Source organism: Streptomyces sp. SID14478 (genome assembly GCF_010548525.1).
In the GTDB taxonomy this organism is placed as follows: domain Bacteria; phylum Actinomycetota; class Actinomycetes; order Streptomycetales; family Streptomycetaceae; genus Streptomyces.
Genome location: NZ_JAAGMG010000835.1, coordinates 1 through 9721, shown reverse-complemented (window position 1 = coordinate 9721; position 9721 = coordinate 1). Strand labels below are relative to the sequence as shown.

General features: G+C 71.3%; 10 protein-coding genes. 5 read left to right on the top strand and 5 right to left on the bottom strand.

The features are described 5' to 3' along the window. Window positions 1-93: 93 nt before the first annotated feature. Together G3I40_RS27035 and G3I40_RS27030 are read left to right on the top strand one after the other, a co-directional pair. The gene (locus tag G3I40_RS27035) at window positions 94-1380 is read left to right on the top strand and encodes a TRAP transporter large permease subunit (protein WP_164304819.1); all 1287 of its coding nucleotides are present in this window, start codon (window positions 94-96) and stop codon (window positions 1378-1380) included. A 50-nt stretch (window positions 1381-1430) separates the two neighbouring features. After that, window positions 1431-2435 carry a hypothetical protein gene (locus G3I40_RS27030; RefSeq protein ID WP_164304817.1) on the top strand — a complete coding sequence of 335 codons (1005 nt, stop codon included), beginning with the start codon at window positions 1431-1433 and terminating at the stop codon, window positions 2433-2435. 92 nt (window positions 2436-2527) lie between these two features. On the opposite strand, the gene G3I40_RS27025 is transcribed toward G3I40_RS27030, so the two are convergent. The 3 genes from G3I40_RS27025 to G3I40_RS27015 all read right to left on the bottom strand — a co-directional run bounded on the left by G3I40_RS27025 (window position 2528) and on the right by G3I40_RS27015 (window position 5018). Continuing rightward, window positions 2528-2806 carry a DUF4190 domain-containing protein gene (locus G3I40_RS27025; RefSeq protein WP_164304815.1) on the bottom strand — a complete coding sequence of 93 codons (279 nt, stop codon included), beginning with the start codon at window positions 2804-2806 and terminating at the stop codon, window positions 2528-2530. A gap of 78 nt (window positions 2807-2884) precedes the next feature. Continuing rightward, on the bottom strand, window positions 2885-4201 hold the full coding sequence (locus G3I40_RS27020) for a phosphatase PAP2 family protein (RefSeq protein ID WP_164304813.1): 1317 nt from the start codon (window positions 4199-4201) through the stop codon (window positions 2885-2887). A gap of 211 nt (window positions 4202-4412) precedes the next feature. Further along, window positions 4413-5018: a TetR family transcriptional regulator gene (locus G3I40_RS27015; RefSeq protein ID WP_164304811.1), complete on the bottom strand. Its 606-nt coding sequence runs from the start codon at window positions 5016-5018 to the stop codon at window positions 4413-4415. 81 nt (window positions 5019-5099) lie between these two features. On the opposite strand from G3I40_RS27015, the gene G3I40_RS27010 reads away from it, so the two are divergent. Both G3I40_RS27010 and G3I40_RS27005 read left to right on the top strand, forming a co-directional pair. Beyond that, on the top strand, window positions 5100-6041 hold the full coding sequence (locus G3I40_RS27010; protein WP_164304810.1) for an oxidoreductase: 942 nt from the start codon (window positions 5100-5102) through the stop codon (window positions 6039-6041). Between the two features lie 52 nt (window positions 6042-6093). After that, on the top strand, window positions 6094-7125 hold the full coding sequence (locus G3I40_RS27005; protein WP_164304808.1) for an NAD-dependent epimerase/dehydratase family protein: 1032 nt from the start codon (window positions 6094-6096) through the stop codon (window positions 7123-7125). Between the two features lie 190 nt (window positions 7126-7315). On the opposite strand, the gene G3I40_RS27000 is transcribed toward G3I40_RS27005, so the two are convergent. Both G3I40_RS27000 and G3I40_RS26995 read right to left on the bottom strand, forming a co-directional pair. Then, the gene (locus G3I40_RS27000) at window positions 7316-8431 is read right to left on the bottom strand and encodes a HAMP domain-containing sensor histidine kinase (RefSeq protein WP_164304805.1); all 1116 of its coding nucleotides are present in this window, start codon (window positions 8429-8431) and stop codon (window positions 7316-7318) included. Next, a complete protein-coding gene (locus G3I40_RS26995; RefSeq protein WP_164304803.1) occupies window positions 8424-9143 on the bottom strand; it encodes a response regulator transcription factor in 720 nt (239 codons plus the stop codon). Before G3I40_RS26995 ends, G3I40_RS27000 begins: the two co-directional genes overlap by 8 nt. 199 nt (window positions 9144-9342) lie before the next feature. Here G3I40_RS26995 and G3I40_RS26990 point away from each other — a divergent pair. Further along, window positions 9343-9721: glycosyltransferase family 2 protein (locus tag G3I40_RS26990; protein WP_343245024.1), on the top strand; the 379-nt coding region annotated here is incomplete at its 3' end.

Sequence of the window (9721 nt, the reverse complement as noted above, 5' to 3'; positions counted from 1 at the left end):
CGCGCCGCCTGCGGCCTGGGCCGCAGTCCCCTGCTGCTCACGGAGGCGCTGGCCGCCGCGGTGGCCCCTGAGTCCGGAAGAGAGAACTGACCCATGGGTGTTGTCATCCTGCTCGTCATGGCGGCCGGAGTCGCCGCCATGCTCAGCCGCAAGCTGCCCACCGCGTTCGCGCTCGTCCTGCTGGCGGTGGTCATCGCGTTCGTGTCGGGGGCGCCGCTGACCGGCAAGAACAGCGTGCTCGACACGGTGCTCCAGGAAGGCGCGCCCGCGCTGGCCGCCACGATGATCGCGATCCTGCTCGGCTCGTGGCTCGGCAAGCTCCTGGAGGAGACCGGCATCGCGGGCACCCTGGTCCGCAAGATCGTCGAATTCGGCGGTGACCGGCCGGTGTTCGTCGCGCTCGGCGTGCTCGCGGTCTCCGCGCTGGTGGGGACGGTCACGGGCTCGGCGCCCGCGGCGATGCTCGCCGGGCTGATCGGCATCCCGGCCATGATCGCCGTGGGCATTCCGAAGGTGACGGCCGCGGGCACGATCCTGATGGGCATCGCGGCGGGCATGCCGTTCGAGCTGCCGGTGTGGCAGTTCTTCTCCACGGCGCTGGAGCTGCCCGTCGACACCGTGCGCGGCTTCATGCTGAAGCTGTTCCCGTTCGCGCTGGTCGCGGCGGTCGCGTACGTCCTGGTGGAGTCGCGGCGCCGGGGCGTGGAGCACACGTGGTCGCTCAGGTCGGTCCAGGAGAAGTCGGTTTCGCCGAGCCGCCGCAAGCTGCTCGGTGACGCTCCCTGGTACGCGCTGCTGACGCCGGTGGTCCCGCTGGTCCTCGCCCTCGGCTTCGAACTGGCCATCATTCCCGCGCTGTTGGCGGGGGTGCTGTACGCGCTGGTGACGACGACGCGGCCGCGCGACATGAACCGGCGGCTGCTGCGCACGCTCTACGGCGGCTTCGAGGTGGCGGCCCCGCCCATCACCCTGTTCGTGGCGATCGGCATCCTGCTCGCCGCGGTCAAGCTGCCGGGCGCGGTCGACGCGTTGGAGCCGCTCGTCAAGGCGGTCAGCCCGCAGAACGCGGTGCTGTTCGTCCTGGTCTTCACGGTGCTGGTGCCGCTGTGCCTGTACCGCGGTCCGCTGAACGTCTACGGCCTCGGCGCCGGCATCGCCGGTGTCCTCGTCGCCACCGGCATCTACCCGGCCGTCGCCGTCCTCGGCATGGCCACCTCGTACAACCAGGTCTTCGGCGTCGCCGACCCGACCAGCACCCAGACGGTGTGGGCCGCCCAGTACGCGGGCGTCTCCCCGCAGCAGGTGATGGTCAGGACGCTGCCCTATGTGTGGGCGGTGGCGCTGGGCGGCCTGTGCGTCACGGCGGCCACGTACCTCTGAGAACCCCTGCCCCACGATTTTTCCCCCGCAACCGACTTCAGGAGCCGATCATGCATGAGCCGCAGTCCGGCCTGGACCGTCGTATGTTCCTGCGCACCACCGCCGTCACCGGCGCCGCGCTCGCCCTCGGCGGTCTGTCGGCGCACTCCGCGTCGGCCGCGCCCGGCGGTTTCCCCGACTACACCTACCTGCGCACGCTGCTGACCCCGTCGCAGCTCAAGTACAACCCGACGGGCGAGATCATCTTCCCGACCGTCCGCGGCGTGTACGACAAGCTGGCGTCGCCGTTGGGCCGTTACTACCTGTACTACGCCCCGCACGACGCGCCGGGCGGCATCTGCCTCGCGTACGGCGACTCGCTGGAGGGCCCGTTCACGGAGTACCCGGCGAATCCCCTCGTGTCCAACAAATGGGACCCGCACTACTCGGTCAGCCACGTGTCGTCGCCGCACGTGCTGTGGAACGAGGACGCGAAGGAGTTCTGGCTGTACTTCCACGGCGAGAACACCACGACGCGCCTGGCCCGTTCGAAGGACGGCGTCCACTTCACGTACGACAAGGTCGTGCTGTCGACGTCGATGATGCCGTCGGGCACGACCGAGACGTCGTACGCCCGTGTCTTCCGGCACGACCTGCCGGCGCGCGGCGCGCGGTACGTGATGCTCTTCATGCTGAACAACACCACCAACCACCGTGACATCTGCTGGGGTTGGTCGCCGGACGGCCGGACCTGGACCTTCGACCAGACGCCGCTCGTGCGCCACTCGGACGTCGGCGCCGTGAACGTCGGCGGGCCGCACCTGCTGACGCGGGACGGCTCCGCGTACGTCGTCTACAACAAGGACAAGGAGAGCGGCGGCGACCTCATGATCACCGAGGTGGGCACGGACTTCTCGCTCCGCCGGCACCTGGGCGTCTTCTACGACTCGCGTTCCGGGGCGCCGGACAACGGCCGGTCCGCGTCGCCGTCGTTCGGCACGGACGGCGGGGTCCCGTACATGGTGTACGAAGCGGGTGAGCGGCTCGCGGGGGCGATCGCGGTGGCGCGGGGATAACGGAAGCCGAAGAAAAGAGGCGGTGGGGAATACGCGTGACGCGTATTCCCCACCGCCTCTTTCGCCCGCTTCCCTCCCGCCCGGAACGAGCGTCAACCGCCTATGTACCAACTGAATCCATTGGACGCGGCGACAATCATCACCACGATGAAGAGGATCACGTCGATGACACCCAGAATGATGCCCGCCTTGGCCATTCCGCCACCGCCGGCCTTCTGCCGCAGGCCGACGGACCCGAAGATGATCGCGAGCGGCCCCAGAATGATGCTCAGGAAGAACAGTCCGACGATTCCGCAGACAAGGCCTGCTATCGCAAGGCCATTCGTCCGGGAACCGGAAGTGGCCGCCGGCCGAGAACCGTACGCTGACATGGCCCACACTCCTTGCAGGTCGCTTTACCCGATCCGGTGTTGTGACTCCGGGTTCCCAGGCATTCGGCGCCTACGCGGTCAACCGGCGGAATTAAGCGGAACTTTCGGTTCGCCCGGGCCCGGCAGGAGGTCGACGAGGTGCGCTTCCGGGTCGGGTGCGGCAATCGGCTTCTGGTCCCACCGCGTGGTGGTCCGCACATAGGCGTAGATCATCGAGGCCATCGCGAGAAGCAGCAGCGGGCCGAACACCCAGGGGTGCCGGGCCATCTGCAGCGGCAGATAGCGATAGGACACCAAAAGCAGGACGAAAACGGCCGCGCCATAAGAAACCAGTCGAACTCCCGACCGTTCCCAGCCGCGGTCGAAGGAGCGCATGGCCGCCTCCACGGTGAGCACGAAGACCACACCGGCAATGAGGTCCGCGCCGTAGTGGTAGCCGAATCCGAGGGTGGCGGCGAGCGTGGCGACCAGCCAGAAGGCTCCCGCGTAGCGCAGCAGCCGCGACCCCTTGCGGGAGTGGATGAAGATGGTGGTGGCCCACGCCGTGTGCAGGCTGGGCATGCAGTTGCGCGGGGTGATCTCGTCGAACGGCACCCGGTGCGGGGCGCCGAGCAACGGCGCCGTGTGCGGCCACACGTTGGCCACCGCCCAGGCTCCGCCGTCGGCACCGTAGGCGTAGACCGGCCCGACCACCGGGAAGATCATGTAGACGAGAGGCCCGAGCAGGCCGATCACCAGGAAGGTGCGCACCAGGTGGTGGCCCGGGAAGCGGCGCTCGATCGCCACGTTGCGCAGTTGGTACAGCGCGATGACGGCCGCCGCCAGCGGGAGTTGGCCATAGACGGCGTGCAGGACGTGGGAGCCGATCGGGCCCGCGGCCTCGACCATCCGGCCCGCCACCCAGGAGGGATTGCCCAGCGCGTGATCCGCGGTGGCCACGTACGGGTCCAGCACCTCCGGGCGGGTCTCGGACGTGATCAGCAGCCAGGTGTCACCGGTCTTGTGTCCGGCGACCAGGAGCAGGCCGAGGCCGACGCCCTTCAACAGGAGGGCGCGCTCCTGGCCGGTGCGGTGCGTGAAGGCAAGGACGGCGCAGCCGAGCATGACCCACAACGCGCCGTTGCCGAAGCCCAGTTGAGCGCCGGCGGCCCACCGCACCAAGAGGAAGACGACGTCGATGCCGAGCGCGGCGCCGACCGCGAAGAGGCGCTGGCGCCACGTGAGCACCACGAGCATGAGGGCGAGACCGGCGTACAGCAGTGGCCCGGAGCTGGGCACGAAGATCACCTCTCGCGCCTGATTGGTGACCGGTCCCGGCAGGCCGTAGTGACGGGCGGTGATCTCCAGGGCGACGAGGAAGCCGAGGACCGCGACACCCGCCGCGACCCACAGCATCGTCCGCGGCCGGAGCCGCGCCGAGAACGGGGGTCTGCGTTTCGTGCGCGTCGGTATGCGCCAGGGTCTAGTTATCAATTCTCAGGCCACTTTGTCCGTTTTGTTAAGAGATCACCCTTCGTGCGGGGCACCTTTGCTTCCTGGTGAAGACGGTCGGCACTCTGGGTGTTGGCTGTGTAAATAGGATCATGCGCCAACAGAGCGCCACAGACTAGGGTCGGTCAAAAGCCCGCGCGAGAAGACTGAAAGCTTCTTCGAGCAGCACCACCGGATCCTGGGCCGCATCACTCGCGCTCCAGCGCTGCAGCACGACGTGGAACGCGGTGAGCGCCGTGCCCGCGGCGAGGCGCGGATACAGATCCGATTCGGCGTCCAGCCCGACGCGCTCCGCGAGCACCTGCGCGAGGTCGTCGCGCCACTGGGCCTGGCGCTCCAGGAAGCGCGCGAGCAGGGCGGGCGTGCGCAGGATCAGCTGGACCACGCGCAGCGCCCGCTCGGAGTCGGCGGCGCACTTGGTCACCGGCACCCGGACCGCCCGCAGCAGCGCCCCGGCCGGCCCCTCGTCCACCGGGCACTGCGCGAGGGCGGTGCGCATGTCCGCGCCCATGTCGGTCAGGAACTGGACGACGACGTCCTCCTTGGACGCGAAGTAGCGGAAGAACGTCCGCTTGGACACTCCCGCGGCCGCGACGATCTCGTCGACGGTGACCGCGTCGAATCCCTTGATCGCGAGCAACTGCAGGGCCGATTCGGTCAGTTCGTCGGAGACGAGCTGACGTTTGCGCTGGGCGAGGCTCAGATCGGGTCGCGTATTCACCCCCACAGACTACACAGCATGCCGCTTGTGGCACCAAGGAGCATCTTGACACCAAGTGCCATCAGAGTCAGTCTGTGCCACATGACTCAGCAGCAGCGTTGGAACACCGATCGGATTCCCGACCAGTCGCAGCGTGTGGTCGTCGTGACGGGGGCGGGCAGCGGACTCGGCCTGGCGACCTCCCTTGCCCTGGCCCGCCGGGGCGCGCAGGTGGTCCTCGCCGTGCGCGACGTGGACAAGGGACGGGCGGCCGCGGCGACGATCACCGCCGCGCACCCGGGCGCGCGGCTCGACGTGCGGCGCCTCGACCTCGCGGACCTGGAGTCCGTCCAGGCCTTCACCGACGGCCTGCGCGCGGATCATCCGCGCATCGACGTACTCGTCAACAACGCGGGGGTGATGGCGCCGCCGCACACCCTCAGCGCACAGGGCCACGAGCTGCAGTTCGCGACGAACCACCTCGGGCACTTCGCGCTCACCGGCCTGCTGCTCGAACCCCTGGCGCAGGCGCCCGACGCGCGCGTGGTCACGGTGAGCTCGCTCGAGCACCGCAAGGCACGCCTCGACCTGGACGACCTCAGCGGACAGCGCGGGTACTCCCCGATGGGCTCCTACCGGCGCTCGAAGCTGGCCAACGCCGTGTTCGGCATCGAACTCCAGCGGCGCCTGACCGCGGCCGCACTGCCCGTACGCAGTCTGCTCGCGCACCCCGGCTACAGCGCGACCGGCCTGCAGACGAACGGCACGGTCGCCCTGCCCCGCCTCCTCTTCGGCTACCTGGCCCGTCCGCTGGCCCAGTCCGCGGCCGCCGGGGCGCTGCCGCAGCTGTACGCCGCGACCGCACCGGGCCTGGGCGGCGGGGAGTTCATCGGCCCCGACGGCAAGGGCGAGATGAAGGGGGCACCGACCCGGGTGGAACCGGCGCAGGCGGCCGTCGACGCCGCGGCGGGGCGACGGTTGTGGGAGGTGTCGCAGGAGCTGACGAAGGTGCGGTTCGCGCTGCCGGATCTTACGGAGTCGTGACGCCGGGGGCGCTGGGGCGGGTTGCCGATCCCCCGGCCCCTAGCGTGTGCGTATGCGCGTATTGGTCACCGGCGGGGCCGGGTTCATCGGATCGGCGATCGTGACGGAACTGTCGGAGCGGGGGCACGACGTCGTCGTCCTGGACACCTCGGCCCTGCCCGGCGCTATCGACGGCACCGGGGCCCTGAGGTGCGTCGGCGACGTCCGCGACCCGGATGCCGTACGGAACGCGCTCACCGGGGTGGACGCGGTGTGCCACCAGGCGGCGATGGTCGGCCTCGGCAAGGACTTCGCCGACGCGCCCGCGTACGTCAGCAGCAACGACGTCGGCACCGCCGTACTCCTCGCGGCCATGGCGGAGTGCGGGGTACGGGATCTGGTCCTCGCCGGGTCGATGGTCGTGTACGGCGAGGGACGCTACGAATGCCCCGCGCACGGCGTCGTGCGACCCGGGCCACGGGCCGCCGCGGATCTGGAGGCGGGCCGGTTCGAGCCGCGCTGCCCGTGCTGCGGCGGGGAGTTGAGCCCCGGCCTGGTGGGCGAGGACGCACCGCTCGACCCGCGCAACGTGTACGCCACGACGAAGCTCGCGCAGGAACATCTCGGCGCCGCGTGGGCGCGGGCCACGGGCGGGCGGGGCGTGGCGCTGCGCTACCACAACGTCTACGGCCCCGGCATGCCGCGCGACACCCCCTACGCGGGCGTCGCCTCCTTCTTCCGTTCCTCGCTCGCCCGCGGCGAGGCTCCGCGGGTCTACGAGGACGGGGCGCAGCGCCGGGACTTCGTGCACGTGACGGATGTGGCGCGGGCCAACGCGGTGGCGCTGGAGGCGGTGCGGGGACGGGCGGCCGGGGCGGTCACCGCGTTCAACGTCGGCAGCGGGGACGTGCGGACGGTCGGCGAGATGGCGCAGGTCCTCGCGTCGACCTGTGACGGGCCCGCGCCGGTGGTGACCGGCGAGTTCCGGCTGGGTGACGTCCGTCATGTGACAGCGGATTCGGCGCGGCTGCGCGGCGAGTTGGGATGGGCCGCCGAGGTGGGGTTCGTCGAGGGAATGGCGGCGTTCGGCGCGGTCGCCGTCTGACGACGGCCTGCCCGTACGACAACACGACGCGCGACCGGCGGGCCCGCGGCCGAGATCGGCGCACGGACCGCCGGGGAGGGCGCGGCGGCCTGCGCCGCCGTGGTGGGGAGCTGACCGGAGGTTCCGGTCGCCCGTACGTATCCGCTGGCGCAGGTCCGCCGCGACAGGGTCCGCCCGCAGGCCCCGAGTACTACGCGGGCGTCGGCAGCGTCACCTCGAAGCGGCAGCCTCCCGGGACGTTGCGCACGGTGGTGCGCCCGTGATGGGCCTCGACGATGCCGCGCACGATGGCGAGACCCAGCCCGGCGCCCGAGGGCGGTGTACGGGCGTCCGTGCCGCGCCAGCCCGTGTCGAAGACGCGGGTCAGGTCGTCCTCGGGGATGCCGCCGCAGCCGTCCGTCACGGACAGGACGACGCCGGTGCCGTTCGCCGCCTGGTGTGCCGACACCGCCACCGTGCCGTCGGCCGGGGTGCGGCGGATGGCGTTGACCAGGAGGTTGCCGAGGACGCGACTCATCTCCTTGGCGTCGACCTCCACCGGGATCTCGGTGACCCCGTCCCCGTCGAGGCGTACCCCGTGCTGGCGCGCGAGCGGATCCGCGCCCGCCAGGGCGTCGCCGACGAGGTCGTACAGCGAGATGCGCTGCGGGGTGAGGACCAGGGCGCCCGCGTGGATGCGGGAGAGTTCGAAGAGGTCGCCGACCATGTCGTTCATGCGCGCCACCTCGGTCCTTATCTGCCGCAGGTAGCGGTCCGGGTCGGCGGCCATGCCGTCCTCCAGGGCCTCGGACATCGCGCGCAGCCCGGCGAGCGGGGTGCGCAGGTCGTGCGAGATCCAGGCGACGAGCTCCCTGCGGGACGCCTCCAGGGCGCGCTCGCGGTCGCGGGACGCGGCGAGCTTGCTGCTGGTGGCCGCCAACTCCCGGGTGAGCGCGGATAGTTCCGCCGTCGCGGGCTCCGGCGGCGGGGCGAAGTCACCGCCCTCGCCGAAGGAGCGGGCGGCGAGCGTGAGGGCGCGGCTGCGCGCCACCACCCAGCGGCCGAGGACCAGCGCCGTCACGAGGGAGACGACCGCGGCCATCGCCACGACCGTCGTCACGACGCCCAGGTCGTGCGAGTTCAGGAACATCGCCCAGGCCACGCTCAGGGTGCCGGCCAGCATCGCGCCCACCGCGACCGCGGCGACGACCGTCAAGGAGACGATGAGGGAGCGGCGGCGCAGGACGAGCAGCGCCCCGGCTCCCAGCAGGCCCGCCGCCGCCGCGCCGAGGAACGCGTACAGGGCGATGAGGAGCATGTCACTCATCCCGGCCCGCTCCCCCGCTCGCGTCCAGGCGGTAGCCGACGCCCCACACCGTCTGGATGAGGGTCGGCTGCGCCGGATCGGACTCGATCTTGGCGCGCAGCCGGCGGATGTGGACGGTGACCGTGGAGAGGTCGCCGAAGTCCCACCCCCACACGTGCTGCATCAGCTCTTCGCGGCTGAAGGCCTTGCCGGGGTGCCGCAGCAGGAAGGTGAGCAGGTCGAACTCCCTGATGGTCAGGGCGAGTTCGGTTCCATCCCGGCTGGCGCGGCGGGAGTCGGGGTGCACGGTGATGCCCGCCGCGGACAGCGGGCCGAGGGGCTCCCGCTCCGCGGCGGCGCGGCTGCGGCGCAGCACGGAGCCGACGCGCAGGACCAGCTCGCGCGGGCTGAACGGCTTCGTGACGTAGTCGTCGGCGCCCACTTCGAGTCCGAGGATCCGGTCGTCCTCGTCGCCCCGGGCGGTCAGCATGATCACCGGCACGGGCCCGCGGGCCCGCAGCCGGCGGCAGACCTCCAGGCCGTCCATGCCGGGCAGCATCAGGTCGAGGACGACGAGGTCGGGCCGGTGCGCGGCGGCCCGCTCGAGCGCGGACGGGCCGTCGGCGGCGCGGGCCACGTCGTAGCCGGAGCGGTCGAGGTACCCCGCGACGACCTCGGCGACCGTCGGATCGTCGTCGACGACGAGGACCCGACCCTGAGCTGGTGTGTGCATGGCTCCAGCGTCGCATCGCGGAGCGGGGCCAGCGGGGGCGTCGCCGGTCCGGGCGGGGCGATGTCCTTGTTTCGTAAGGACCTCAAGTCCCTTATGTCCGCTTCTGATTCGTAGGGTGAGGGCCGTGATCTCCCCGGAATTCCCTTCTCGTCCCGCCCGCCCCGCACCGGACTTCGGTGACGGCGAGGCATCCGTCGACGTGGTCCTGCCCTGTCTCGACGAGGTGGCCGCGCTGCCCTGGGTGCTGTCCCGGGTCCCCGCGGGCTGGCGGGCGATCGTCGTGGACAACGGCTCCACGGACGGCAGCGCCGAGATCGCGCGCGGTCTCGGCGCGACGGTGGTGAGCGAGCCGCGGCGCGGGTTCGGCGCCGCCTGCCACGCGGGGCTGACCGCGGCGACGGCGGACGTGGTGTGCTTCTGCGACTGCGACGCGTCACTGGATCCCGCGCTGCTCGTCCCGTTCGCCGCCCGGGTCGCGCGCGGCGACGCCGATCTCGTGCTCTGGCGGCGCAGGCCCGAGGGGCGCGGCGCCTGGCCCCCGCACGCCCGCGCAGGGAACGTCGTCCTCGCGCGCATGG